The organism is Streptomyces sp. NPDC056734, assembly GCF_042790455.1.
Lineage (GTDB): Bacteria > Actinomycetota > Actinomycetes > Streptomycetales > Streptomycetaceae > Streptomyces.
This window is the reverse complement of the sequence record NZ_JBHTZD010000002.1, coordinates 142,396-165,772: the sequence shown is the minus strand read 5'-3', so window position 1 is coordinate 165,772 and position 23,377 is coordinate 142,396. Positions and strand designations below refer to the sequence as shown.

Annotated in this window: 24 protein-coding genes; 12 read left to right on the top strand and 12 right to left on the bottom strand. The window is 70.0% G+C overall.

Going from position 1 to position 23,377, the window contains the following annotated elements; all coding sequences use genetic code 11:
• Window positions 1–8: 8 nt before the first annotated feature.
• From paaC to paaE, 3 genes are all read left to right on the top strand, one after another.
• Window positions 9–839 (top strand): 1,2-phenylacetyl-CoA epoxidase subunit PaaC, encoded by an 831-nt coding sequence (gene paaC / locus ACFRFC_RS02725; protein WP_382681827.1) that lies wholly within the window; start codon window positions 9–11, stop codon window positions 837–839.
• An 83-nt stretch (window positions 840–922) separates the two neighbouring features.
• On the top strand, window positions 923–1,504 hold the full coding sequence (gene paaD, locus ACFRFC_RS02720; RefSeq protein WP_382682103.1) for a 1,2-phenylacetyl-CoA epoxidase subunit PaaD: 582 nt from the start codon (window positions 923–925) through the stop codon (window positions 1,502–1,504).
• A gap of 320 nt (window positions 1,505–1,824) precedes the next feature.
• Window positions 1,825–2,865 (top strand): 1,2-phenylacetyl-CoA epoxidase subunit PaaE, encoded by a 1,041-nt coding sequence (gene paaE / locus ACFRFC_RS02715; RefSeq protein ID WP_382682105.1) that lies wholly within the window; start codon window positions 1,825–1,827, stop codon window positions 2,863–2,865.
• 107 nt (window positions 2,866–2,972) lie between these two features.
• On the opposite strand, the gene ACFRFC_RS02710 is transcribed toward paaE, so the two are convergent.
• Window positions 2,973–3,671: a TetR/AcrR family transcriptional regulator gene (locus ACFRFC_RS02710; RefSeq protein ID WP_382681830.1), complete on the bottom strand. Its 699-nt coding sequence runs from the start codon at window positions 3,669–3,671 to the stop codon at window positions 2,973–2,975.
• 134 nt (window positions 3,672–3,805) lie between these two features.
• On the opposite strand from ACFRFC_RS02710, the gene ACFRFC_RS02705 reads away from it, so the two are divergent.
• Window positions 3,806–4,102, top strand: a complete 297-nt coding sequence (locus ACFRFC_RS02705) for a hypothetical protein (protein WP_382681833.1) — start codon at window positions 3,806–3,808, stop codon at window positions 4,100–4,102.
• A 225-nt stretch (window positions 4,103–4,327) separates the two neighbouring features.
• On the opposite strand, the gene ACFRFC_RS02700 is transcribed toward ACFRFC_RS02705, so the two are convergent.
• Window positions 4,328–5,260: a hypothetical protein gene (locus ACFRFC_RS02700; protein ID WP_382681836.1), complete on the bottom strand. Its 933-nt coding sequence runs from the start codon at window positions 5,258–5,260 to the stop codon at window positions 4,328–4,330.
• 277 nt (window positions 5,261–5,537) lie between these two features.
• Window positions 5,538–5,771 carry a hypothetical protein gene (locus ACFRFC_RS02695; RefSeq protein ID WP_382681839.1) on the bottom strand — a complete coding sequence of 78 codons (234 nt, stop codon included), beginning with the start codon at window positions 5,769–5,771 and terminating at the stop codon, window positions 5,538–5,540.
• Window positions 5,772–6,683: 912 nt separating this feature from the next.
• On the opposite strand from ACFRFC_RS02695, the gene ACFRFC_RS02690 reads away from it, so the two are divergent.
• Both ACFRFC_RS02690 and ACFRFC_RS02685 read left to right on the top strand, forming a co-directional pair.
• The gene (locus ACFRFC_RS02690; RefSeq protein ID WP_382681842.1) at window positions 6,684–7,232 is read left to right on the top strand and encodes a LuxR C-terminal-related transcriptional regulator; all 549 of its coding nucleotides are present in this window, start codon (window positions 6,684–6,686) and stop codon (window positions 7,230–7,232) included.
• A gap of 80 nt (window positions 7,233–7,312) precedes the next feature.
• A complete protein-coding gene (locus ACFRFC_RS02685; RefSeq protein ID WP_382681845.1) occupies window positions 7,313–7,540 on the top strand; it encodes a hypothetical protein in 228 nt (75 codons plus the stop codon).
• A 52-nt stretch (window positions 7,541–7,592) separates the two neighbouring features.
• On the opposite strand, the gene ACFRFC_RS02680 is transcribed toward ACFRFC_RS02685, so the two are convergent.
• The 3 genes from ACFRFC_RS02680 to ACFRFC_RS02670 are packed head-to-tail and all read right to left on the bottom strand — an operon-like array spanning window position 7,593 to window position 11,429.
• Window positions 7,593–8,921: an alpha/beta hydrolase-fold protein gene (locus tag ACFRFC_RS02680; protein ID WP_382681847.1), complete on the bottom strand. Its 1,329-nt coding sequence runs from the start codon at window positions 8,919–8,921 to the stop codon at window positions 7,593–7,595.
• A gap of 43 nt (window positions 8,922–8,964) precedes the next feature.
• A complete protein-coding gene (locus tag ACFRFC_RS02675) occupies window positions 8,965–10,428 on the bottom strand; it encodes an MFS transporter (RefSeq protein WP_382681850.1) in 1,464 nt (487 codons plus the stop codon).
• A 59-nt stretch (window positions 10,429–10,487) separates the two neighbouring features.
• The gene (locus tag ACFRFC_RS02670) at window positions 10,488–11,429 is read right to left on the bottom strand and encodes a DUF885 family protein (protein WP_382681853.1); all 942 of its coding nucleotides are present in this window, start codon (window positions 11,427–11,429) and stop codon (window positions 10,488–10,490) included.
• Between the two features lie 148 nt (window positions 11,430–11,577).
• Here ACFRFC_RS02670 and ACFRFC_RS02665 point away from each other — a divergent pair, with 148 nt between their 5' ends.
• Window positions 11,578–12,102 carry a GbsR/MarR family transcriptional regulator gene (locus tag ACFRFC_RS02665; RefSeq protein ID WP_382681856.1) on the top strand — a complete coding sequence of 175 codons (525 nt, stop codon included), beginning with the start codon at window positions 11,578–11,580 and terminating at the stop codon, window positions 12,100–12,102.
• Window positions 12,103–12,148: 46 nt separating this feature from the next.
• Here ACFRFC_RS02665 and ACFRFC_RS02660 read toward each other — a convergent pair whose 3' ends face one another.
• From ACFRFC_RS02660 to ACFRFC_RS02640, 5 genes are read right to left on the bottom strand one after another with little or no spacing between them, the layout of a single operon-like run.
• Window positions 12,149–12,919 carry an inositol monophosphatase family protein gene (locus ACFRFC_RS02660; RefSeq protein WP_382681859.1) on the bottom strand — a complete coding sequence of 257 codons (771 nt, stop codon included), beginning with the start codon at window positions 12,917–12,919 and terminating at the stop codon, window positions 12,149–12,151.
• Complete coding sequence (locus ACFRFC_RS02655) at window positions 12,919–13,998, bottom strand: amidohydrolase family protein (protein ID WP_382681862.1); 1,080 nt, start codon at window positions 13,996–13,998, stop codon at window positions 12,919–12,921. The genes ACFRFC_RS02660 and ACFRFC_RS02655 overlap by 1 nt, the downstream gene beginning before the upstream one ends.
• A 20-nt stretch (window positions 13,999–14,018) precedes the next feature.
• On the bottom strand, window positions 14,019–15,011 hold the full coding sequence (locus ACFRFC_RS02650; RefSeq protein WP_382681865.1) for an ABC transporter permease: 993 nt from the start codon (window positions 15,009–15,011) through the stop codon (window positions 14,019–14,021).
• Window positions 15,012–15,030: 19 nt separating this feature from the next.
• Window positions 15,031–16,542 (bottom strand): sugar ABC transporter ATP-binding protein, encoded by a 1,512-nt coding sequence (locus ACFRFC_RS02645; protein WP_382681868.1) that lies wholly within the window; start codon window positions 16,540–16,542, stop codon window positions 15,031–15,033.
• A 14-nt stretch (window positions 16,543–16,556) separates the two neighbouring features.
• Window positions 16,557–17,549, bottom strand: coding sequence for a sugar ABC transporter substrate-binding protein (locus tag ACFRFC_RS02640; RefSeq protein ID WP_382682107.1), 993 nt, complete (start codon window positions 17,547–17,549; stop codon window positions 16,557–16,559).
• Window positions 17,550–17,900: 351 nt separating this feature from the next.
• On the opposite strand from ACFRFC_RS02640, the gene ACFRFC_RS02635 reads away from it, so the two are divergent.
• The 5 genes from ACFRFC_RS02635 to ACFRFC_RS02615 all read left to right on the top strand — a co-directional run bounded on the left by ACFRFC_RS02635 (window position 17,901) and on the right by ACFRFC_RS02615 (window position 22,782).
• Window positions 17,901–18,704 (top strand): DeoR/GlpR family DNA-binding transcription regulator, encoded by an 804-nt coding sequence (locus tag ACFRFC_RS02635; RefSeq protein WP_382681870.1) that lies wholly within the window; start codon window positions 17,901–17,903, stop codon window positions 18,702–18,704.
• Window positions 18,701–20,185 (top strand): FGGY-family carbohydrate kinase, encoded by a 1,485-nt coding sequence (locus ACFRFC_RS02630; RefSeq protein WP_382681873.1) that lies wholly within the window; start codon window positions 18,701–18,703, stop codon window positions 20,183–20,185. The genes ACFRFC_RS02635 and ACFRFC_RS02630 overlap by 4 nt, the downstream gene beginning before the upstream one ends.
• A gap of 16 nt (window positions 20,186–20,201) precedes the next feature.
• Window positions 20,202–20,969 carry an SDR family NAD(P)-dependent oxidoreductase gene (locus tag ACFRFC_RS02625; protein WP_382681875.1) on the top strand — a complete coding sequence of 256 codons (768 nt, stop codon included), beginning with the start codon at window positions 20,202–20,204 and terminating at the stop codon, window positions 20,967–20,969.
• Window positions 20,966–21,889, top strand: coding sequence for a sugar phosphate isomerase/epimerase family protein (locus ACFRFC_RS02620; protein WP_382681879.1), 924 nt, complete (start codon window positions 20,966–20,968; stop codon window positions 21,887–21,889). Before ACFRFC_RS02625 ends, ACFRFC_RS02620 begins: the two co-directional genes overlap by 4 nt.
• Window positions 21,890–21,963: 74 nt before the next feature.
• Window positions 21,964–22,782 carry a BtpA/SgcQ family protein gene (locus ACFRFC_RS02615; RefSeq protein ID WP_382681880.1) on the top strand — a complete coding sequence of 273 codons (819 nt, stop codon included), beginning with the start codon at window positions 21,964–21,966 and terminating at the stop codon, window positions 22,780–22,782.
• A 244-nt stretch (window positions 22,783–23,026) separates the two neighbouring features.
• On the opposite strand, the gene ACFRFC_RS02610 is transcribed toward ACFRFC_RS02615, so the two are convergent.
• Window positions 23,027–23,371 carry a hypothetical protein gene (locus tag ACFRFC_RS02610; protein ID WP_382681882.1) on the bottom strand — a complete coding sequence of 115 codons (345 nt, stop codon included), beginning with the start codon at window positions 23,369–23,371 and terminating at the stop codon, window positions 23,027–23,029.
• Between the last annotated feature and the right edge of the window lie 6 nt (window positions 23,372–23,377).

The following is a 23,377-nucleotide window of genomic DNA, read 5'->3' as shown; positions in this document are numbered from 1 at the left end:
GGGCGGCGATGAGCGACGACCACGTCTATCTGAGCCTGGCCGAGGGGCATGACGACAGTGACGCCCGCTGGGCCTTCGGCACCGGCTTCCTGGACCCGCTGCACGGCGTGGACACCACCGTCCCGCCCGGCGTCGACGCCGCCGCACTGGCCACGACCTGCGTGGCGCTCGGCGATGACGCCCTGGTGCTGGCCCAGCGGCTCGCCGAGTGGGTCACCCGCGCGCCCGAGCTGGAGGAGGAGGTCGCGCTCGCCAACATCGGCCTCGACCTGCTCGGCCAGACCCGGCTGCTGTACTCCCGCGCGGGACAGGCCGACGGCACCGGGCGCGGCGAGGACGCCTACGCGTACTTCCGCGCCCCCGACGCCTTTCGCAACGTACGCCTGGCCGAACTCCCCAACGGCGACTTCGCGTTCTCGATCGTACGGCTGCTGCTGTTCGCCAGCTGGCGCCTCGCGCACCTCACCGAACTGTCCACCACCGCGGATCCGGTGCTCGCGGCGATCGCGGCCAAGGGTGTCAAGGAGCTGGCCTACCACCGGCAGTACGCCGCCGAGTGGGCCGTACGGCTCGGTGACGGCACCGATGAGTCCCGGGCCCGGATGACGGCCGCGCTCCAGGCGCTGGCGCCCTACCAGGAGGAACTGTTCCGGGCGTACGACGCCCGCGAGGCGGTCTCCGCCGACCTGAAGCAGGTCCTGGACGCCGCCGCCCTGCCGCTGCCGCGCCCGCCCGCGCTGCCCGGCGACGGACGGCACGGCGACCACACCGCCCACCTGACCCCGCTGCTCACCGAGTTGCAGTCCCTGGCCCGCGCCCACCCGGAGGCGACATGGTGACCGATCCTGTGGGTGGCATGACGAACGGTTCTGTGGGTGGCCTGGCGTCCGGTCCCGTGCCTGGCCTGGCGTCCGATTCGATGATGGACATGGCGTCCGGCCGGGCGACCGATTCGGCGTCCGGCCCGGCGACCGACACCGACGTCGACACGGTGACCGGCCTGACCCGTGCCCGCCGCGCCCGGCACATCGCCGAGCGGGTGCCGGATCCCGAGTTGCCCATGCTCACCCTGGCCGACCTGGGCGTCCTGCGGGACGTGCGCGTCGACGCCGACGGCACGGTCGTCGCCAGTCTCACCCCGACCTACTCGGGCTGCCCGGCGATGGCCGAGATGCGCGCGGATGTCGCGGCGCGGCTGCGCGCGGGCGGGTTCGAGCGGGTGGAGATCCGTACGGTGCTGGATCCGCCCTGGACCACCGACTGGATCACCGAGACCGGCCGCCGCAAGCTCACCGAGCACGGCATCGCCCCGCCCGGCGCCGCCCCACGCCACCCGGCGGGCCCGGTCCCGCTGGTCCTCGCCCCGACCCGGCACACCGTCCCCTGCCCGCGTTGCGGCTCCGCCGACACCGAGGAGACCTCCCGCTTCTCGGCCACCTCGTGCAAGGCCCTGTGGCGCTGCCGGGCCTGTCACGAGCCGTTCGAGTACGTCAAGGAGATCTGATGGCAGAGGTGACGGCACCGACGGGTGCCACCGCGCCGATGGCGGGCCCGCCGGCCCGGGACACCGGTGGTCCGGCAGCGGGCGGGAGCCGGACGCCTGCGACCGAGGCGCCTGTGCCTGGCGCCGACGTGCCTGCGGCTGGCACCGACGTGCCTGTGCCTGGTGTTGATGCCTCCGCCGCCGACGCCGTCGCGCCCGGTGCTGATGCCCCCGCGCGCGCCGCTGATGCCTCCGCTGCCAACGCCCCGGCGTCCGGCGCCGATGTCACCGCCGACGCCCCCACCTCCACCCCCCGCCGAAAGCGCCCCGTCTTCCACCTCCTGCGGATCTCCTCCGTGGAGCGGCTGCTGGAGGATGCGGTGGCTGTCACCTTTGAGATTCCTGATGGGCTCGCCCGGGAGTTCGCCTTTCGGCCCGGGCAGTCGCTCACGCTGCGGCGCCAGGTGGACGGGCGGGACGAGCGGCGGTCGTACTCGATCTGCTCGCCGGCCGGGGCGGTGCCAAGGATCGGGGTGCGGGAGGTGCCCGGTGGGTTCTTCTCGTCCTGGCTGGTGCGTGGCGCCCGGCCCGGGGACACCGTCGAGGTGATGGCGCCGACCGGCCTCTTCACGCCCGACCTCTCCGCCCCCGGCCACCACGTCCTGATCGCGGCGGGCTCCGGCATCACGCCGATGCTCTCCATCGCCGAGTCCGTGCTGGCCGCCGACGACCGCTCACAGGTCACGCTGTTCTACGGCAACCGCCGTACCGACACCGTCATGTTCGCGGACGAACTGGCCGACCTGAAGGACGAGTACCGTACGCGCTTCCAGCTGGCCCATGTCCTCTCGCGTGAGCCGCGTGAGGTGGACCTGCTCTCCGGGCGGCTCGACGGGGAACGGCTCGCCGCGCTGGTCGAGGCGCTGATCGACGTACCCGGCGCCGACCACTGGTGGCTGTGCGGGCCGCACGGCATGGTGCGTGACGCCCGCGAGGTCCTCGGCCGGCTCGACGTGCCCCGCGAGCGGGTCCACCAGGAGCTGTTCTTCGCGGACGACGTGGCGCCCGCGCCGCTGAGGCGGGAGGAGCCGAGGGCCACCGGGCCGGTCAGTGAGGTGACACTCACCCTCGACGGCCGGTCCACCACCGACGCCCTGCCGCGCGACCGCAGCCTGCTCGACTCCGCCGCCCGGGTCCGTTCCGACGTGCCCTTCGCCTGCAAGGGCGGAGTCTGCGGCACCTGCCGCGCCCGTATCACCGACGGCGAGGCCGACATGCGCCGTAACTACGCCCTGGAACCCGCCGAGGTGGACGCCGGGTATGTGCTGACCTGCCAGTCGTATCCGGTGTCGGAGAAACTGACGGTGGACTTCGACAGCTAGGCGCTCCGCGCGGGTTGCTGTTCGGGGGGCGGGTTTCCGGCTCGTCGTGGCTGTTCGCGCAGTTCCCCGCGCCCCTGAGAGGCAGGCTGCGCCTGCCCTGCCTCGTCCTACTGAGCCTTCCGCTCCGGCTTCCCCTCCGGCCTTCTGAAGCCCATCACCTGTTCCACCACCTCGTCGCTCAGGCTCGGGGTCGTCAGGGGTGGGTTGTCGGGGCGTTGGCGGAGGCCGTTCAGGAGGATCTCCAGGTAGCGGCGCCAGATGTCGGGGCGCATGCCCTGGGTGAAGCGGCTGGATCCGGCCAGCATCTGCACGATGACCGGGAAGTCGGAGGGCGTCACCTCCGGGCGCAGGTCCCCGCTCTCCTGGGCGCGTTCGATCAGCTCCGCGAGGAACGGGCGCATGCCGCCGCGTGCCCGTTCGATGGACGCCGAGCTGTGGGTGCCCGTCATGATCACTTCGTGCAGGCCGCGGTTCTCCGCGAGGTCACCCGCCATCAGGACGAGGAAGTCGACCAGGCCCTGCCAGGGATCGGGGTGGGCCAGCGCCTTCTCGGCCGTCTCCTGACGCATCCGCAGATCGTGCTCGAACAGCGCCCGCACCAGGGCTTCCTTGGTGGGGAAGCGGCGGTACACGGTGCCCACGCCCACGCCCGCGTGCCGGGCCACGTCGTCCAGCGTGACCTTCAGCCCGCGCTCCCCGAAGATCTCCCGAGCCGCGTGCAGGATCTTCTCCCGGTTGAGCGCCGCGTCCCGCCGCAGCGGACGGTCGCCGTCCGGCGAACCGGCGCCTCGGGACATCTCAGTCATGACCTCATGCTAACCATGGCCGCTGTGCGCTCGGCGCGGTACCGGAGCATGGGTCCCGGGAGTCAGGAGTCGGGGCTGTCCGACTTCCCCGCGCGCATCTTCTTGAGACCGGTTGTGGAGCTGCCTTTGCTCATATGGCCTGGCCGCGGCCATCGTCTCCGCTGCCCACCTACGCCACCGTCGGCGAACCGCCCCTGATCCTGACGGCGTTGCTGGTCACCGCCGTGTTCATGGGGGTGGTGTGCGGGCCCGTCGCGGGACTGTTCTCCGGCCTCTGCAAGGCCGAGGTCCGCTACAGCGGCGCCTCGCTCGGCTACCAGGTGGGCTCCATCCTGGGTGGCGGCATCGCCCCGACCATCGCCACCGGGCTCTACACCAACTGGTCCTCGACCACCCCGATCACCTGGTATCTGACCGGGGTGACCTCGTGAGCCTCGCCTGTGTCTGGGCGGTCATCCGCCGGACGCGCTGAACCCCGTACCCCCATATGAGGTGCCCGAAGGTGGGCGACGGATCGGATCCACAGGGCCGTGCCCACCCCCGCCGTCCTGAGGACCGGCCTGGGCACCGCACCTGTCAGTCTGCCGGGGCCGGGGCCCGGGCAGTTGTTCCACTCGAAGGAGTCACCCCGGCGGCCTGCCCGGGGTGGGCCGCACTCAGGCGGTCGGCTGAGCGGCGGTCTCCGCCTCCGCCGGACCGGTGTAGAAGACCGACGAACCCTGCTTGCTGCGCTGCGCCTGACTCCGGGCGACGAGACCCTCCAGCGTGGTGCGCACAACGGTGATCTTCACCGTGCGGTCGGGGTGCTGCTCACCCAGTGCCCCGGTGATCTCGGCCGCCGAGCGCGGCTCCTGCTGACCCGAGAGGTGCTCGCGGATGAGCTGGACCAAGGTGGGCTGCGCGGCGGCGGTGTCCGCCGTGCCCTTCTCGGCGGCGGGTGACTCGGAGCCGTTCTCCGACGCCTTCGTGGCCGGCGTCGACTTGGCGACGGGGGCCGCCTTCTTGGCCGAGGTGGCCTTCTTGGCCGGGGTGGCCTTCTTCGCGGGCGCAGCCTTCTTGGCCTTGGGCTTCTCGGCCGCCGCCGTGTCGGCCGGGGTGTCGGCCGGCTGGTCAGTCACCTTGTCGGCCGGCTTCTCGGCCGTCTTGGTCGCGGTCTTCGCGGTGGTTTTGGCGGTGGTCTTGGCGGTGGTCTTCTCCGCCGTCTTGGTGGCAGCCGACTTGGCCGCCGTTGACCTGGCCGCCGTCTTCGCCGGTGCCTTGGCGGGCTTCTTGCGGGGCGCGGGGACCACGGCGGCCGGCTCGGCCGTAGTGGGCTCGGCGGTGGCGGACTCCGCCGCGGCAGCCTCGGCGGGGGCGGTCACTGACTCCGCCGCGGGCTCCACCGACGCGGCCGGCCCGGTGGGTTCGGCCGACTCGGCGGCAGACTCACTCACACCGAGCGCCTGCTGGAGGCTGTTCAGGACGACATGGTCGCCCTCCAGGGCAGTCAACTGCTCCTGAAGTGCGACGATGTCACTGCTGACCCGCTGCTGCTCCCTGAGGTTGCGCTCCAGATCCTCCGATACCTTCGCGGCATACTGTGATGTCACCCCGGCGACTGAGGTGGTGGGTTCGGACATTGTGCTCACAACCTTCCTGGCACGCTTGATTTGACCCGATAGTACGGAACCGTTGCCCGAACTGACATCAGGGCCCCGTTCCCGAGTCATAGGGGAAGGCGCTGTGCTAGGGGTCAGTCAGTTACAGACACTAAGTCCCTACGATAAGCCCAGGCGGGCGGGTTCGTGGACCCATGTACTCGGTCGGGGTCAATGTGGACGGCTGTTCCAGTGCCGTACTCAGCTCCGCGAGCGTCGTTCTGTCCAGTCACTCACCATGGGCGTCGCCTGTGCCGGTCATATGAGTTGGCTTCTGCGGGAACACCTCCCGCAGCAGTACCAACGGCCGCTGACCGCTCCGTACATCCAGCACCTTGAACCGGGTGCCCGGCAGGAACAGCAGCCGCCGCGGGGTGTATGGGTCGATGGACTCCATGAGCCGGCCGGTCGGTGACCGGACCGCGTACCCCGGCCCACCGGCACCGAGCGCGGGCGTGGACACCGTGGCGCTCCAGAACCCGGCCCTGCAGAAGACCCGGCGAGTCTGGTGAACGCTGCTGAGCGGCTGGCCCTGGAGGTTCTCGATGATCGACGCGATCCGCTGGTGCCGTTGTCGATCGGCATGACGGGCCCCTTCGGATGGTCGGGTGAGGGGTGCGGTCAGGTGGCCTTGATCTGGTTGACCTCGTTGAGCCACTTCTCCATGAGCCGGCCGAACGCCTGGCCGTCGAAGACCCCGTGGCTGACACCCGGGGTGGCAGCGGAGTCGGAGACCCGACCGCGAGTGGTGTGCCTCGCTCGCTCCGGTCCGCGGCTGTCACGTACCTGGTCACCGAGACCGGCATGAAGTGTCTGGTGCCGTCGGCGGACGCGGCGGCGGTTCTCGGGTACGACCTCGGCGACGCTCGCGGGTTGCCGTCGGGACTGCCGGCGATGGTGCCGACCCGCCCCGATCTGTCGCCGGGCAACGCCATCGCGGGCCGGGCGGCGAGCAGCACGGCGCCGGGGTGGGTGGGGCCCGAGGCGGCTGCGGGGTCGGGAGGATCCGCGGGTGTTGACGGGTCCGGGGGATCCGGCGGATCCGGGGGGTCCGGGGGGCCGGCCAAGACGCGGCAGCGTGGGTGACCGTCCAAGTCGTATTCGGTCATTTGACGGAAGCTCAGCCTCCCACCCTCCCCCTACTGTGCTGATGTGCCTCGGTACACCCTCGCGTCGGTGCTGGTCATGGCTCCGGCGACCGGGGAGGCACGGACCGAGCTATGCATGTCGGCTCTATGTGGGGAATGTCGAAGTGTCTGAGAGACAAACGGGTGTCATGGGCGGTGGATCGGGCACCCCGATCTCCGTGGTACTGAGAGCGAGCGACGCCATTCTGGAGCATGCGACCTGTGCGTATCTCCAGGCGCGTTCGAGGGTGAACATCGTGCCTCAGCAGGGGATCCCCGAGGCGGATGTCTCGGTCATGCTGCTGCACAGTGTGAGCGACGACTGGCTGCGCGTGCTGAAGCAGGACGCGGCACGGGCGGACGGCGCTCCGATACCGGTCGTCGTGATGGCCGACCGGATCAATGAGAGACAGCTGACGCTCGCCATCGAATACGGACTGACGAGCTTTCTCTACCGAAGCAACTCCAGCCTTGAGCAACTGGTCGACGCGACCATCGAGGCGAGTTCCGGACGCAGTCGTATGCCCGATGAGCTGGTCGGGCACCTGATTGCCGAACTGGGACACCAGCAACGACAGCAGACACTGGCCCAGTTAGCACGCCGGGGCGGTCTCACGGCGCGTGAGATCGAGGTGCTCCGTATGCTTTCCGAAGGGCTGAACACCGTCGAGATCTCCGAGCGGATGAGCTATTCCGAGCGCACGATCAAAGGGATCATCCACGACACGGTGAAGCAGCTGAAGTGCAAGAACCGGACGCAGGCCGTGGCCTACGCGGTGCGGACGGGGATCCTCTGAGAAATTCCGGCACGCACCGACCGACCATCCCCGAAGACGCCGCGCTCGACATCGTGCCCCCCGCCCCGGGTCCGAGGCCCATGACCGACCCCCGTGGGCCGGGCAGCGGGGCCCTCCACTCCAACGAGACCATCAACGGCCCGTTCGTCATCGGCGCGGAGAACCGCAGCCCGCTTACCGCGGTCCGGGTCGGTGCCGGTGCCTCCGGGGCGGCGAACGCCTCCAGCCGCTCCACCAACCGCATCGGGGACGCCGAGGCCGGCCATCGCGAACCCGGCCCTGCACATAACGCCGGCGACGACAGGTGACCCGTATCAAGTGTCGGGTCTGAGCGAACGCTCTGATCGAAGTTGAGCGAACTCACCCGCCCAGCAGGTACCGCAGCCCCTGAGCGAACGTCCGCCGCCATCCCGCCTGTTCATGTGCGCCGGGGAATTCGTCGTACCGGACGTCGTAGCCCTTGGCGGTGATCACATCGCGCGCGTGGCGGTTGGCGGAGAGCAGGGTGATGCCGCCGGGCAGCGGCTGGGTCTCCAGCGTGCCCGCGGCGATCCAGAACCGGGTGGGGGAGAGCGGCGAGGGCCCGTCCGGGTCGGTGGCGATCCGCCGGGTCAGCCACTCCGGCTCACCGTCGCGCCCCATGGCGTACGGCCCCTGTGCCCCGCCGAACTGGTCCTTCAGCCCCCACCAGTACGACGCCGACAGGGACAGCACCCCGCCGAAGAGTTCCGGCCGCCGATACGCCAGCCAGGCCGAGGCCAGCCCGCCGTAACTGGCCCCCGAGACCACGGTGGTGGCCGGATCCGTGCCCGCCCCGAACTCGGCGCGCAGCCAGGGCAGCAGCTCGTCCGCGTACTGCTGGACGAGATCGGGGTTGCAGCACATCTCCACCATCCGGGACATGGCGTCCTTGTTCCGGACGTAGGCCACGACGGTCGGCGGGACGGCCTCGGCCGCGATCAGGTTGTCCACGATCTCGGGGTAGTGGTCGAGGTGATACTCGCCGTCGAGCAGGAACAGCAGCGGATAGCCGCCGCCCTCGCGGTATCCGGCGGGCAGCTGGACGGCCACCTCGCGTTCGTCGCCGAACACGGCGGACGGCACCCGGTGCTCGGTGATCGTGCCCCGTTCCGCGCGCGGCCCTGCGCCGGGCCCGAACCAGATCTCGGAGTCCGCGCCGGGCAGGGTCAGCACGGAGTCATGGGTGCGTTCGGCGCCCGGGGTCAGGGACGCGTGCGCGGAAACGATCAGATCGGGGTTGAACGGATCGGGGCGGGCCGCGCGCAGATGCGCGTCCATGACGTCCTCGTACGCGCCCGCCTGCATCAGCTCCATCACCTCGCTCAGGGACTTGGTCGCGTAGGGGTTGTCGACGGAGTAGCTGTAGACCACCGAGAGCCGGTCGTCGGTGACCGGAACGGTCAGCTGCCAGATGTCCGTTCTCGCGATCCGTTCCATGGACGCGGGCCGCCCCTCGGCGTCCATGGTGAGCTGCGAGGAGACCTCGACATGCGCGGCCGGGCCGAGATGGACGAAGGTGACGGCCCACCCCCCGCCCTCCAGCGGCGCGAGCAGCGGCCCGCCCGCCTCCCGCAGGGCGGCCGAGAGCCGGTCGAGGGCGCCGGGTTCGTCCCGGGCGACGGCCCCGAGGAGGGAGCGGGCGGCGGTGTCGGAGGGCGTGCGGGTCATGGGTGACTCCTGGGAAGGTCGGGTGGTCCGGGCGGGCGGTGGATCAGGGGGCGGACCCGGCGCGCCGGAACCGGGGGATCGCCCAGGCCAGCGGCACGGCCAGGACGGTGATCGCGGCGGCCACCAGGAAGCTGCTGGTGTAGCCGGACTCGGTCGGCAGCCCGGTCGCCGAGCCATGGGCCGAGCGGGAGATCACCGCCGCCGAGATCTGCAGGCCCAGGGCGATACCGATCGAGCGGGCGACGGTGTTGATGCCGGTCGCGGCACCGGTCTCGGCGGGGTCCACGGTGTCGAGGATGCCGTTGTAGAGCGCGGTCAGGCCGACGCCGACACCCGCGCCGAGCAGCACGAAGACCAGGATCAGCTGCCAGGCCGCATCGTGCAGCCAGGCCCCGGTGAGCGAACCGGCCACGGCGACCAGCAGCCCCGCGACCACCACGGCCCGCGCCCCGAACCGCCGTCCCGCCAGCCCGGCCAGCGGCCCCGCGACCGCGGCGATCACGGCGCCCGGCAGCAGATACCGCCCGATGTCGGTGACCGTGCCGCCGAGCCCGTAACCGGTCTCCACCGGCGTGACCACCAGCTGCGGGATCGCCAGGTAGGCGACCGCGTACCCGCTGCCGAGGACGACGGCGAGCAGTGTGCCGCCGAGCACCACGGGCCGGGCGAGCATCCGTACGTCCACCAGCGGCTCACGCACCCGCAGTTCGACCAGCACCCACAGCGCGCCCAGGGCGAGCGCGGCGGCGAGGAAGCCCAGGACGAAGGGGGAGGTCCAGCCCCGTTCGGGCAGTTCGGTCAGGGCGAGCATGAGCGAGAACAGCGCCCCGGCGAGCAGCGCGCCGCCGCCCCAGTCCAGCGCCCCGTGGTCACCCCCCGCGGCCTTCTCCCCGCGCGGCAGCACCGCGTACGCGATCACCGCGAACACGGCGATCAGCGCGGCCGGAAGTCCGAACATCCACCGCCAGGACAGCCCCTCGGCGATCGGTCCGGCGAGGACGACCCCGAGGCCCCCGCCCAGGGTGAACATCCCGGCGACGAACCCGACGGCCACGGACCGCTTCGGCGCGGCGAACCGTTCCCGCAGCAGCACCAGCCCGAGCGGTACGAAGCCCACTCCGACGCCCTGGAGCGCCTGTCCGCCCACCAGCAGCGGGAACGTACCGGCGAACGCGGAGACGCCCGCCCCGCCGACCACCAGCACCGCCACGGCGGCCAGCACCCGGCGACCGCCGTACCGGTCGGCGAGACTCCCGACGAAGGGCGTGGCCAGGGCCCCGGCGATGGTCAGGGTGCTGGGGATCAGGGCGGCCTGGGCCGGGGTGAGCCCCAGATCCCCCTGGATGAGCGGAAGGATCGGGATGGTCATGCTCTCCAGGGCGCCGATGACGACGGTCAGCAGCCCGATGAGAGCGATGACCGGGCGATCGGCACGGCGAGGGCTGCCGGGGGTGGTGGGCGGGGCAGCTGTCGGTATGGGTATGGGTGTCGATGGTCTTCCGGACATGTTTCCTCCGCAACGCTGTGGACGTGGTGCTGTCGTGGCCGTCGTGGCCGTCGTGGGCTCTACGCCGACTCGACGAGGGCGACGATCTCGTCCGAGCGGGAGAACCGGAGGGCGGGGTCCTCGCGGAGGGCGGCGAGTACGGCGTCGTGGGAACGGATCCCGAGGACGCGCTCCCCGAGCCGGGCGAACTCCTCCCGCAGCGCCGCCACGGCTTCGAGGCCGATGCGGTGGATGTCCTCGGCGGCCAGCCCCGGCCGGGTGTGCCGGGCGAGGGCGTCGGCGTACGCCTCCGTACCCCCGGGGACATGGCGGACCCCGGCCGCGGAGTCGGGCCGGGCGCCCTCGGCGAGTCCCGCGAGCCCGTCCCGGAACCGTACGAGCGCGGGCCGCACCCGGTCCCGTACCAGCTCACGGCCCCGCTCGGCCTCTCTCCGCGCGCCGAGCGGCCGGACCAGCGGATCGGTGGCGAGGTCGCCCGCGAGGACGCCGTCGACCTGGGCGACGGCGGCGAGCACCCCGCTGCGCAGGGGCAGCCGCCCGTCCGCCGCGGTTCGCCGGTACCGGTCGAGCCAGCCGTCGAAGAACCCCGGCAGGGCGGCGAGCCGCTCCAGACACGCCTCGGCGCCCACCTGCTCGACGGGTGTCATGGCGAGGGACTGGAACACCTGGGTCTGGGGTGCGGTGACGCTGGCGGAGACGGCGAAGCCGGCGAGCCCGTGCCGCAGTTCGCTGCCGGAACTGGCGATGAGCACGTCCAGTACGCGATGGGTGACCCGCTCCTCACCGCGCAGCCCGTCGAGCGGGATCCGCTCCAGCCGCGCCCCCAGCCCGGCCAGCGCCCGCCGATGGGCGTCGGCGGCCTCGGGGGAGGGGTCGGGCACCCGGTGCGCGTGCCCCGCGACGCCGAGGAGGGTCGCGGCGAGCGGGTCGTAGCCCATCTCCGCGGCGAAGTACTCCTCCGCGAGCCGGTCGAGTTCCGCCTGATGCTGCTTCTCGCCCACGGTCGCTCCCGCTTGTCGGAGTACGGTGCGCAGATTATGGGAAGATGAACAGCATCGAGTCAATAGCGAATGTCATTCAGGGAATGATGAAGATCATCTATCAGGGACGGAATACCCTTCACGGATCCTGATTGATAAGGTCACGTCCATGCCGAAGGAGGACAAGAAGTCGAGGTCACAGCTGGAGTTCGCGGACGGGATCGCCGAGGTGTTCACCGGGCAGGTGCCGCGGATGGCCGGCCGGATGCTGGGACTGCTGCTGGTCACCGAGGAGCCCCAGCTCTCCAGCAAGGACCTGGTCGCCCAGCTGGGCGCGAGCGCAGCCACCGTCTCCACCATGGGCCGCCTGCTGATCGACCTGGGCCTGGTCGAACGTACGGTCTCCCCCGAGACCCGCCGCGATCTCTTCACCATCGCCCCCAACGCCTGGGTCGGCGTCTACCGCGACGGCGAGCGCTACATCTCCGAGGCCCTGGCCCTCCTTGAGGGAACCCTCGCCGACCCCACCCTCGCGGACGCCCCCCGCGCCCGCATCCGCGAGATGCACAACCTCTACGCCTTCCTCTGGGCGGAGATCCCCGACCTGGTGTCCCGCTACGAGCGATGGCGCACGGAGAACGGGCCGGAGGCGGTGTACCGGAGGCCGGGCGGCGGCGACGCTGAGAACGTCTGACGGAATGTCGACTGTCCCGGGGGCCGCGCCGCCGGCCGGACCCGCCCTAGTGCCTGCCGTGCGCGGATACCGGTCCCCGGCCCGTTGCGGGCCGGGTGACGGTCGCGCCGGCCTCCTCGGCGATGAGGGCGCCTGCGGCCCAGTCGTACACGAACAGGTCCGTCTCGACGAAGGAGGCGAGGACGCCGTCCGCGACAAGGCAGAGCGCGTACGCGGCCGTGCCGAGGCTGCGCAGGTCGTCGTAGTCGTTCATTCTGGCGCGGATGTCGTCGAACTGTCCGGCGCGGGCTTCCGCGTCGTAGGAGAGTCCGACGCCGAGGAGCCGGGGCGCCCCGCTGGGCCCGCTGGCGTCGAGCTGGACAAAGGTCCCGTCGGGCAGGGTCTTGCGGGCACCGTGGCCGGAGGCGGCGGAATACATGACGCCGCCGGCGGGGACGGCGACGGCGCCGGCGAGCCAGACGCCGCCGGTCGCGTCGTAGGCGGCGACCGAAGTGCAGTAGAGGTCGAGGCCGTGCACGAAGTTCGTGGTTCCGTCGATCGGGTCGAGGTACCACTCGATGCCTGTGGTGGCGGTGCCGGTGTCGGGGAGTTCCTCACCCACGACCCGGTCGTCCGGGCGGACCTCGCGGAGGAATTCCCGGATGCTCGCTTCCACCTGGCGGTCCACCTCGGTGACGACGTCACCGGGTGCCCCCTTCCGTACGGGCGTGCGGGACGCGGCGTCGGTCCTCAGGATGCTCGTGCCGCGTGAGGCGGCCTCGGCGGCGATGGCGCAGAGTTCGCGGGTGGTGATGCGCGAGGAGTGGGGCATGTCCATCAGGCCGGGGACACCCCCAGCACCCGCAGGGCGTTGCCCCGGTACAGCTTCTCCAGTACGTCGCCGTCGAGGCCGAGTCCGGACACGGTCCAGCGTCCCTGGGGTGGGACCGGGTGTTCCGGGCGGTAGTCGAATGCTTCGTCGAGCGATTCGAGGAATCGGAAGTGCTGCTCGTACTGCCGGCCCGTGATGGGGTAGATGTCGGTGCCGAACAGGATGCGGTCGGGGAACCGTTCGATCAGGGCACGTGTCCTTCGGGGCTGGCGGCCGAGTTCGGCGATGCGCTGGCCGATGTCGACGCTGTAGTGGGGGGCCGCTCGCAGCAGGCGTTCGAGGCGGTCGAGGTCTTCCGCGCAGCTGCCGACATGAGCGCCGACGATCCTGGTGGACGGGGCCGCCATGACGAGTTCCTCAAGGGCGTCGAGCAGCGCCTCGTAGGGAGGGAAGCGGTCTCGGTCGCCGAACCACCAGTCCTTCTCGGTCAGCAGTTCGTCGAGTCGCTCGTTGTGTCTGTCCAGGGGGTCGAAGAACGCCACGGGGTCGGCGGTGTGGATCAGGACGGGGATGCCGAGTTCGCCGGCGAGCCGGACCGCTTCGACGACGCGGGCGTCGTTGGGCAGGACGAGCTTCCCGCTCTCGTCGCGGTACTTCAGCCCGACGGTCTTCCAGATCTTCAGGCCGCGGGCGCCTCGGGCGACGTTGTCGCGCAGCATGTCGAGGAGTTCGTCGTCTCCTCCCGGCCGGGCGAGCAGATCCCAGTCGAGCTGGCAGAAGGTGTGGAAGCGGCCGGGGTGTGCCCGGTCGTAGCGGTCGAGGTTCTCCTCAAGGGTGTCGCCCCACATGCCGTCCAGGTTGACGATCGCTTCGACGTTGTGGGCGTTCATCAAGGTGATGAGCGCCGTCACATCGGGTGTCATCCAGTCCCCGGTCTCGCTGAGCCAGCGACCGAGGTGGTTGTGGGCGTCGATCGCGGGGACCGCGCTCCTGGTGATCCGGGATTCACGCCTGCTGAGGCGGGATACCGGTTCGTACTCGACGAGCGGCAGTTTCCGGAGGCTGTCCCAGTCCGGGTTCGTCATGTCGGTGCTTTCCGTTCTGGTCAGGAACTGCTGCGGATCTTGCGGCGGACCGCTTCGAGGCCGGCTGCGGCGACGAGCACCGCGCCGGTGATGATGCCGCTCATCTCGACGCCGACGTTCATCAGGGTGAGGCCGTTGCCGAGCACCGCGATGAGCCAGGCGGCGACCAGCACGCGCCAGATCGCTCCGCGGCCTCCCTCGGCGGGAATGCCGGCCAGCAGGACAGCGGTCAGGATGGTCACCTCGAAGCCGCTGCCCAAAGTGGCGGAGGGAGCGCTGTTCAGCCGGGCCACCTGGAGAAGGCCGGCGGTTGCGGCGGCGACGCCGGTGGCCGCGTACAGCCCGAGCGTGATCCGCTTGACGTGGATGCCGTTGAGATAGGCGGCGCGCTTGTTCACACCGATCGCGACGATGTGCTTTCCCACGGGGAGCCGGTTGAACACGATCATGGTGACGATCGTGACGACGACGGCGACCATGACGAGATACGAGACGCCCCCGACCCTGTCCGAGCCGAACGCGATCACCCCTTGCGGGAATCCGAAGACGGACTGGGGCGCGAGGAACAGCGCGACGCCACGGCCCGCGGCGAGCAGACCGAGGGTGACGACGATCGGCGAGAAGTTCTGGAAGCCGATGAAGTACCCGTTGAGGAGCCCGACGGCCAGGCCGGCGGCCAGGCCGACCAGAATGCCGGGGAGGATCCCGGCCGAGTTGAACATCAGGCCCGCAGCCACCCCGGACACCGCCATGGTCGATCCGACCGAGAGGTCGATGTAGCCGGCCATCATGAGCAGCGCCGCGACGACCGCGACGACGAAGGTCGGGGCGTTCTGTGTGGCGACCGCCAGGAGGTTGCCGGACGTGAGGAAGGCGCTCGTGGTGAAGCTGAAGTAGATCATCAGCCCGATGGTCGCCGCCGGCAGGATGTAGGCGATGAGGGTGAGCTGTAGCTTCTGCCTGTGCTGCGAGGCGGCCAGCTGGGGGTCGGGTGGAGCGGTAACGATTGCCACGGGATTTCCTTGGTCGGGTCTATTCGGATCCTGGTCGCGAGCCCGAGTGCGCCAGGCGGAGCAGCTCGTTCTCGGTGATGTCGGCGGAACGGACGGCCACCACCTTTCCTTCGGCGATCACTACGACCCGGTCCGCCAGGGCGACGATCTCGTCGGGGTCGCTGGTGGCGAACAGGACGGCTTTCGGGCCGGACGCGATGAACTCGTGGAGCAGGCCGTACAGCTCCCCGCGGGCCCCGATGTCGACGCCCTGGGTCGGTTCGTCCAGCAGCAGGAAGGAGATGTCACGGACGCCGGAGACCCAGCGTCCGACCATGACTTTCTGCGCGTTGCCGCCGGACAGCTGGCCGCCCTCCGTCGCGGGTGTCCGGGGCAGCAGATTCACTCCGTCCGCCGTGCGCGTGAAAATCTCACGTTCCGCGCGCGTGGAGCGGAACGGCCGGGACAGCGTGGCGTAGTGCGGGACGAGAAGGTTCTCCTGCGAGGTCATCTCGCCGAACAGGGCCTGCGTCTTGCGGTCCGAGGGGACCAGCGCGATCCCCGCCCGCATGGCCTGCGCGGGACTGGCGGCCGCGATGGTTCTCCCGTTGATCGAGAGCGTTCCCGAGGAGCCGCCGCGGACGCCGGCGATGGTCTCCAGAAGGTCGGTGCGCCCGGACCCGAGGAGTCCGAAGATCCCGACCACCTCGCCCTCGTGGATCGTGAGGTCCACGGGCCCGGTGCCGATCGACGAGTAGGCGTTCAAGGTCACCAGAGGGATTCCCGAGTTGCCGCGGTCCCGGCCGGCGGCGGCGCCGACCAGCGGGGAGATGCCGTCGACAAGGGTGTCCATGGACACCTCGCTCCGCTGCTTCGTCCACAGGAGTTCGCCGTTTCGCAGGATGGTGACGACGTCGGCGACCTGGAGCACCTCGCGCAGGATGTGCGTGACGAAGACGACCGCCAGCCCGTTCTCGTGCGCCAGCCGCCGGACGAGGTTCAGCAGCGCCTTCACCTCGTGGTCGCTGAGGGCGGCGGTGGGCTCGTCGAGGATGAGCACCGAGGGCTCGTGCCGCAGCGCACGGGCGATCTCGACGATCTGCTGTTCGCCCACACTGAGCGTTTCCACCAGGCGCGTCGGGTCGAGGTCGGCGCCGACCGATCCCAGGATCCGCGCGGTCCGCTCGTTCTGGGTCCGGTTGTCGATGCCCCGGCCCGTGGTCTGCTCACTTCCCAGAAAGATGTTGTCCGCGATGCTCAGCTCGCCGATCAACTGGAAGTGCTGGTAGATGATCGACGTCCCCGCCTCGAAGGCGGACGTGGGAGTGAATCCCGGGTAGTCGCGTGAACGCAGGGTGATGGTTCCGCTGTCGGGCCGTGTCGCGCCGGACAGACAGCCGAGCAGGGTCGACTTCCCGGCGCCGTTCGGTCCGAGCAGGGCATGGACCTCACCCGCCCTGAAAGCGAGATCCACTCCCTTCAGGACCTCGTTTCCCCCGTAGGACTTCCGGATCCCCCGCAGGGACAGGACATTCTCCAGAGCGGTTGCCACGAGATCGGACGTCCTTACTTCTCGAACTGGGCCAGCAACTCGTTGATCCGGTCCTTCTCGTCCTGGTACACGAGGGTGACCGGGGTCACATTGTCTGTCTTCCCCTCGCCGTTGACGGCGTTGTGGACCGTGGTCAGTACCGACTTCGCCAGGTCGTCCAGGGGGATCGCCACCGTGGCACGGAACGTCCCGTTGGTGAGGAGCTGCTCCAGGGCCTCGCTGCCGCCGTCCTGGCCGACGATGAAGACCTGGTCGTCGGGTACTCCGGCGTTGCTGAACGCACGGACCGCGCCCAGTCCCGCGTCGTCGTTGTTGCCGATGAACACGCGCAGGTCGGGGTGCTCACGAAGGGTGTCCTCCGCGATCTGGAGACCGCACGCCTGGGTGTTGCACTCCTGGTAGGACACCACCTCGATGCCGGCATCCTCCAGTACCTTGCGGGCTTCGGTGTTGCGCGGTGACCACGTCGTGGACTGGGACGTGGTGATGGCCGCGGTGGCGCCGCCCTCGGGGAACTTCTCCTGAAGGAACTTCAGGGCCGCCTCGCCGGCCAGCCTGCCGCTCGCGGCATTGTCGAAACCGACCGAGCCGTCGCCGCCCGTGACCGGCACGGCGTACGAGATCCATTTGGTCCCCTGGGACTGGGCCTGGGAACGCAGGCCCTCCAGTGCGGACGCCTCGACCGGCACCACGACGATCGCGTCGACCTTCTGCGTCACCCACGACTCGACGGTGGAGCGCTGGTGCTCGAGGTCGCCGTTCTGGGTGGTGTCGAACAGGACCTTGGTGCAGCCGTCCGCGTCGGCGGCCCGCTGGATGGCGTTGGACAGGCCGATCACATAGGCGGACTCGGCGTTCGAGTGGCTGAAGCCGAAGGTGTAGGTCTTCGCGCAATCGGCGCTGGTACTGCTGTCGGAACTGCTCCCGGGGGAGCACGCGGTGGCCACGAGGCCAAGTGCTGCACATGCGGTGGCCGCCCCGGTGAGGGAACGGCGGAAGACCTTCATCACGGGATCTCCTTTGGTGGGATGCGGCGAGGCCGTGTGCGGCATGTTCTCGACGCTGCGACGCGACTGTTATCAGTTCACACGCCGCCGGTAAGCACCCTGTTACCAGATCTCATCTTACGAAGTCCGGGCCCGATTGCAATAGACGGGACGAACCGTAATCACACCGAATCCGCATCGACCTCCACAGGGCTTTGACCTGCACTTTTGTTCAAATCATGCATGTGGGCCGAGTGCAGGGCACCTCGTCGGGCGGATCTGGGACCCGTTCACATGCCCCTTCACCGAGCCCCGATACGTGTGACATACTCACATCTGACGGCGCCACCGATCGAGGGAAGGAGTCACCCGATGGCGAAGGCGATGGGGAGCCGGAGGGAACTCATCCGCGATGAGCTGCTGAATCAGGGCGAGATCGAGTTCAGCACCCTTGCCATGAGGTTCCGGGTCTCAGAGATGACCATCCGCCGCGACATCGAGTCACTTGAGGCGGAAGGCGTGGCTCGCAAGATCATCGGAGGCGCGATCGCACTCGGGAAGAGCGCCGAGCCCACCTTCGAGGCCCGCTCGAATCTGGACGTCGAAAGCAAGCAGCACATGGCGGAAGCCGTGGTCGGGCAGCTCTCCGCACACGAGACCGTGATCCTCGACAGCGGCAGCACGGTACTCGCGGTCGCTCGGGCCATCCGGGGGCGGGCGCTGGGCCTGACCGTCATCACTCCCAGCCTGCTGGTCGCGATCGAGCTTTCGGAGGAACCGGACACGAGCGTCCTCGTCACCGGAGGGCTCATTCGTCCCGGCGAGCTGAGCCTGATCGGAGCGGAGGCGGCCGAGACCTATCGCCGCTACAACTGCGACACCTTCGTCATGGGTGTGGCAGGCGTCCACGAACAGCGTGGCTTCACCGACTACCACCGGGACGAGAGCGCGGTGAAACGGGCCGCCATCGATGCTTCCGACCGGCTCATCGTCGTCGCCGACCACTCCAAGATGGGCCGCGCCCACTTCTGCAACATCGCGCCACTGAGCGCCGCGGACGTCCTGGTCACGGATGAGGTCACCGACTCGCCCCTGATCGCCTCGGCCGTGACGGCCGGAGTGTCCGTCATCAGTTCCCCTCACCCCACCGACACGAGTAGCGAGACCGCCCAGTGACCGGCTACGCCATCGGCATCGACATCGGCACGACCGGCACCAAATGCGTGCTCTTCACGCCCGGAGCCGGAATCGTCGCGCAGACGAGCCGGCCCTCGAAGCTTCTCGCCGGCCGCCCCGGCTTCGCCGAGGCGGATCCCGGCCAGTGGCTGCGCAATGTCCATGAGTCCATCCGTGAGCTGCTGTCCGTCTCCGGTGTCTCCGCGGCCGACGTGACCGCGGTGTCCACCTCCGGCATGGTCCCCGCGATCGTCGCCGTGAAGGCCGACGGGACACCCGTGCGTGCGGCGATCCTGCAAAACGACGCCCGCGCCGACCAAGAGGTGCAGGAACTGCGTGAACTCACCACCGGCATCGACATGGTGTCCCTCACCGGATCCGCGATCACTCAGCAGTCCGTCGCCCCGACCCTGCTGTGGCTGGCCCGGCACGAGCCCGAGGTCTGGGCGGACGTCCAGCACGTCCAGGGCTCGTACGACTGGGTCCTGTCCCAGCTCGGCGCGCACCCCCACATCGAGCGGAACTGGGCGATCGAGTCCGGATTGTTCGCCCTCGAGGGAACACCGCTCGACAGCGTCGCGGCCGCCGCGGGACTCGACCTCCGTGTCATCCCGCCGGTCGCCGCCCCGGGCACCGTCGTGGGGACGGTGAGCGCGGAGGCGGCCCGGGCCACCGGCCTGAGCACCTCCACCCGGCTCGTGGTCGGTGGCGCCGACCATGTCCTGTCGGCCTTCGCCGCGGGAGTCGAAGGGCCCGGTGACTGGCTCGTCAAGCTCGGCGGCGCGGGCGACATCCTCGTCGCGAGCGACAGGCCGATCACCGACAGCCGCCTCTACCTCGACGCCCACCCCCGGCCCGGCCACTGGCTGCCGAACGGCTGCATGGCCACCAGCGGAAGCCTCATCCGCTGGTTCCAGAGCATCGTCGGCGGTACCGATCTGCTCCAGCTCGACGACGAGGCCGCCGCCCGCACACCCGCGGACGTCCTGTGCCTGCCCTACTTCCTCGGCGAGAAGTCCCCCCTGCACGACCCGCGCCTGCGGGGAAACTTCGCCGGGCTGCACCTCGGCCACACCCGCGCCGACCTGTACCGCTCGGTCCTCGAAGCGATCGCGTTCGGGTTCCGCCACCACGTCGAGATCTTCCGCGAACTCGGTGTACCGCTGACGACCGTCCGCATCACGAACGGCGGCAGCAGGTCCACTCTCTGGAAACAGATCCATTCCGAGGTGCTCGGCACCGAGATGTACCCCGTCGTCGACCACCCGGGCGCCTCCATCGGGGCCGCGATCCTCGCCTGCATGGGCACTGAGGTGATCGGGTCGTGGGAGGAAGCGGGCGGCTACGCCCGGTTCGGCGACCCGGTCGTACCCGACCCGCGGCGGACCGAGATCTACGACGAGGCCTACGCCCTGTGGCGGGAACTCGGCGACGCCATGACCCCCGTATCTCACCGACTCGCGGCCCGCAGCCGCCGGTGACACCGAAGGAGCCGCAATGGATCTACAGCTTCGCGACGGCGTCGCCGTCATCACGGGAGCCGGTTCCGGCATCGGGCGGGCGACCGCCCGCCTCCTGGCCACCGAGGGGGTGCGGGTCGCGCTCCTCGATCGCGATCTCGCCACCGCCGAGGCCGTTGCCGCGGAACTCGTCTCCAGCGGTCATGAGGCCCTGGCCGCCGAGGCCGACATCAGCGACGAATCCTCCACCGAGGCCGCGATCGCCCGCGTCGTCGAACGGTTCGGCGTCATCGACTACATGGTGCTCTGCGCAGGCATCTCCAACGTCTACGGCAAGAACATCGACGAGATCACCGCGGCCGAGTGGGACCGCCTCTTCGGTGTCAACGTCCGCGGCCAGTGGTTGCCCGTCAAGCACGCTCTGCCGGCCCTGCGCCGCAGCACCCGCCGGCCGGCGATCTCGATCGTCGCCTCGGACTCGGCGCTGTTCGCCTCGCCCCGGCACACTCCGTACGTCGCGTCCAAAGGCGCGGTCCTGATGCTCACCAAAGCCCTTGCCGTCGACCTCCGCGACGACGGCATCCGCGTCAACTGCGTCTGCCCCAGCGTCGTGGACACCCCCCAGTCGCGCAACGACCTCGGCATCGAGGAAGACGGGTACAAGGCGGTGGACTACCCGGTCCACCAGCCCGAGGACATCGCCCGCTACCTCACGCTCCTCATCTCCCCCGTGACAGCCACCATCAACGCGCACCCGCTCATCGCGGACTTCGGATACAGCGCAGAGTCGAGCTTCCCCGCATGAGCGAACCGAAGATCACCCTGGGAATCAACACCTGCTTCGCCGTCAAGCGGTGGACCCGCCCCGAACAATGGGCACGCATCATCACCGACGAACTCGGCCTCGGCGCAGCACAGTTCAGTCTCGACCTGCTGCCCCCCTCGTTCGGCACCACGGCCGCCCTGGACCACGCCGCCGAAGTCCGCGACATCGCCGGCAGCCACGGCATCCGCGTCAACAGCGTGTTCACCGGTCTGGGGGCCTACGGCTCGAACCTTCTCCTCTCGGACTCCCCCACCGAGCGCGACAGCGCCGAACGCTGGTACGAACAGGTCATCGCGGTCACCGCCGCCATGGGCGCGCACGGCACGGGCGGCCATCTCGGCGCGTTCACCGTGCCGAGCTTCCGTGACCCCGTTCGCCATACGGAGCTATGGGCCGACCTCGTCCGCCGGCTGCGGCGGCTCAGCACTCACGCCCATGGCGCCGGCCTGGACTACCTCCTGTTCGAGAACCTCGCCGTCAACCGGGAGCCGGGCCACTCCATCCCCGAGGCCCACCAACTCGAAACCGACCTCTCCGGCACCCTCACCCCGTGGCGGCTCTGCCTCGACCTCGGGCACCCCGCAGCACTGCGGACCGGCTCGACCAGCGACCAGCCGGTGGCCTGGCTCCACGAGCAGTGGCGGCACACCCCCGTCGTCCAACTCCAGCAGTCGCCGCGAGGCAGTGACCACCACGGTGCCTTCACCGCGGGCAACAACCTCGACGGACTCGTCCACCGCGACGAGGTACTCCCCGCACTTCTCGACTGGACCGCTCCCGAGATCGAGCTGTACCTCGAAATCATTCCCGCCCATGAAGCCGACGACGACGCCGTGCTGCGGGATCTCATCGAAAGCGTCACCTACTGGCGCGACGGCATCGACAACCTCACCGCCTAGACCGGACGCCGCCCCGCACCGGCCGCCTACCGGCGCCCCCGCCGCCTCAACGAAGAAAGCATGAGACCAAGACCATGACCACCTGGCTCAACGACGTCTTCGACGCCCCGAAACCGATCATCGCCATGCTCCACCTCTCCGCCCTGCCCGGCGACCCCGGCTACGACTCCGAGGCCGGCATCGCCGCCATCGTGAACCGTGCTCGGGAGGAACTCGACGCCCTGCAAACCGGCGGCGTCGACGGCGTCATGATCTCCAACGAGTTCAGTCTTCCCTACCTCACCGAGACCGAGCCCATCACCGCCATCACCATGGCACGCATCATCGGCGAACTGCTCCCCGACCTCACGATCCCCTACGGGGTCAATGTCCTGTGGGACGGGCGCGCGTCCATAGACCTGGCGGTCGCCACCGGCGCCCAGTGGGTACGCGAGATCTTCACCGGCGTCTACGCCTCCGACTTCGGTCTGTGGAACACCAACGTCGGCGAGGTCGCCCGCTACCGCCACCGCATCGGAGCGGGTGACGTCAAGCTGTTCTTCAACATCGTGCCGGAGTCAGCCAAGTACCTCGCCGACCGAGACCTCAAGGGCATCGCCGAGAGCACCGTCTTCGCCACCGCACCGGACGCCATCTGCGTCTCCGGACTCACCGCCGGAGCGCCGACCGACACCCAGGCGTTGCGCATCGTCAAGGACGCCTCCGGCAACACCCCTGTGTTCGTCAACACCGGCGTGAAGGCACACAACGTCGGTGAGCAACTCTCCGTCGCCGACGGCGCGGTGGTGGGCACGTTCTTCAAGGAAGGCGGCCAGTTCGAGAACAGGGCCCACCTCGACCGGGTACGCGAACTGGTCGGCGCGGTGCACGATTTCCGCGCCACACTTCGGTAGAGACAGCGAGCCGACTCGCGAGCGCCGGCCCGGCAGTGGGCGCCGGGGCGGGCACCTATGCTGGCTCGGTCGGAGGCCCGGCCGGCGGCCCCGTCGGCGGCTTCGTCTGGCCGGACCCGGTCGTCGTCGGCATCGACGTCGTTCCCGTCCCGGAGGCCAGGACGGCGACGAAGAACCGGACGCACCTCGACCTCGCCACCACGTCCGGCGCCTGTGCGGATCCGCGGGCCATGGCCCCCGTTCCTCAGGACGGGTCGGAGCGCGGCCGGTCGGGAGGGAGGTGGCCGGGGGCGTCCCAGGGCAGGTGGTTGCCGGGGCGTTGTTTCGGGGTGCGGCGGGCTCTCCAGGCGCCCACGAACAACTGTTCCTGTTCGGAGAGGCGGTCGTACACCTCGGGGGGCAGGTCTTCCACGTACCACGCGGTGCCGGGCAGCTCGGGAACTTGTGTGCGCGGGTCCGCGGGCAGGGCGAACAGGGCCAGTCTCGGCGGCAGCAACTGGGTGACCGGACCGAGCGCGCGCAGCGCGACGATCACGGTCTCCCAGTCAGCGTCCTCGACCAGCACGAGTGCCTCGCGCTTCTCGTTCATACCGTC

What these genes read in the sequence shown, in the direction of transcription:
- paaC (WP_382681827.1), top strand. Translation starts at nt 9, where the DNA reads ATGAGCGACGACCACGTCTATCTGAGCCTGGCCGAGGGGCATGACGAC.
- paaD (WP_382682103.1), top strand. Translation starts at nt 923, where the DNA reads ATGGACATGGCGTCCGGCCGGGCGACCGATTCGGCGTCCGGCCCGGCG.
- ACFRFC_RS02710 (WP_382681830.1), bottom strand. Translation starts at nt 3,671, where the DNA reads ATGACTGAGATGTCCCGAGGCGCCGGTTCGCCGGACGGCGACCGTCCG.
- ACFRFC_RS02705 (WP_382681833.1), top strand. Translation starts at nt 3,806, where the DNA reads ATGGCCTGGCCGCGGCCATCGTCTCCGCTGCCCACCTACGCCACCGTC.
- ACFRFC_RS02685 (WP_382681845.1), top strand. Translation starts at nt 7,313, where the DNA reads ATGACCGACCCCCGTGGGCCGGGCAGCGGGGCCCTCCACTCCAACGAG.
- ACFRFC_RS02680 (WP_382681847.1), bottom strand. Translation starts at nt 8,921, where the DNA reads ATGACCCGCACGCCCTCCGACACCGCCGCCCGCTCCCTCCTCGGGGCC.
- ACFRFC_RS02675 (WP_382681850.1), bottom strand. Translation starts at nt 10,428, where the DNA reads ATGTCCGGAAGACCATCGACACCCATACCCATACCGACAGCTGCCCCG.
- ACFRFC_RS02665 (WP_382681856.1), top strand. Translation starts at nt 11,578, where the DNA reads ATGCCGAAGGAGGACAAGAAGTCGAGGTCACAGCTGGAGTTCGCGGAC.
- ACFRFC_RS02660 (WP_382681859.1), bottom strand. Translation starts at nt 12,919, where the DNA reads ATGGACATGCCCCACTCCTCGCGCATCACCACCCGCGAACTCTGCGCC.
- ACFRFC_RS02655 (WP_382681862.1), bottom strand. Translation starts at nt 13,998, where the DNA reads ATGACGAACCCGGACTGGGACAGCCTCCGGAAACTGCCGCTCGTCGAG.
- ACFRFC_RS02640 (WP_382682107.1), bottom strand. Translation starts at nt 17,549, where the DNA reads ATGAAGGTCTTCCGCCGTTCCCTCACCGGGGCGGCCACCGCATGTGCA.
- ACFRFC_RS02635 (WP_382681870.1), top strand. Translation starts at nt 17,901, where the DNA reads ATGGCGAAGGCGATGGGGAGCCGGAGGGAACTCATCCGCGATGAGCTG.
- ACFRFC_RS02625 (WP_382681875.1), top strand. Translation starts at nt 20,202, where the DNA reads ATGGATCTACAGCTTCGCGACGGCGTCGCCGTCATCACGGGAGCCGGT.
- ACFRFC_RS02620 (WP_382681879.1), top strand. Translation starts at nt 20,966, where the DNA reads ATGAGCGAACCGAAGATCACCCTGGGAATCAACACCTGCTTCGCCGTC.
- ACFRFC_RS02615 (WP_382681880.1), top strand. Translation starts at nt 21,964, where the DNA reads ATGACCACCTGGCTCAACGACGTCTTCGACGCCCCGAAACCGATCATC.
- ACFRFC_RS02610 (WP_382681882.1), bottom strand. Translation starts at nt 23,371, where the DNA reads ATGAACGAGAAGCGCGAGGCACTCGTGCTGGTCGAGGACGCTGACTGG.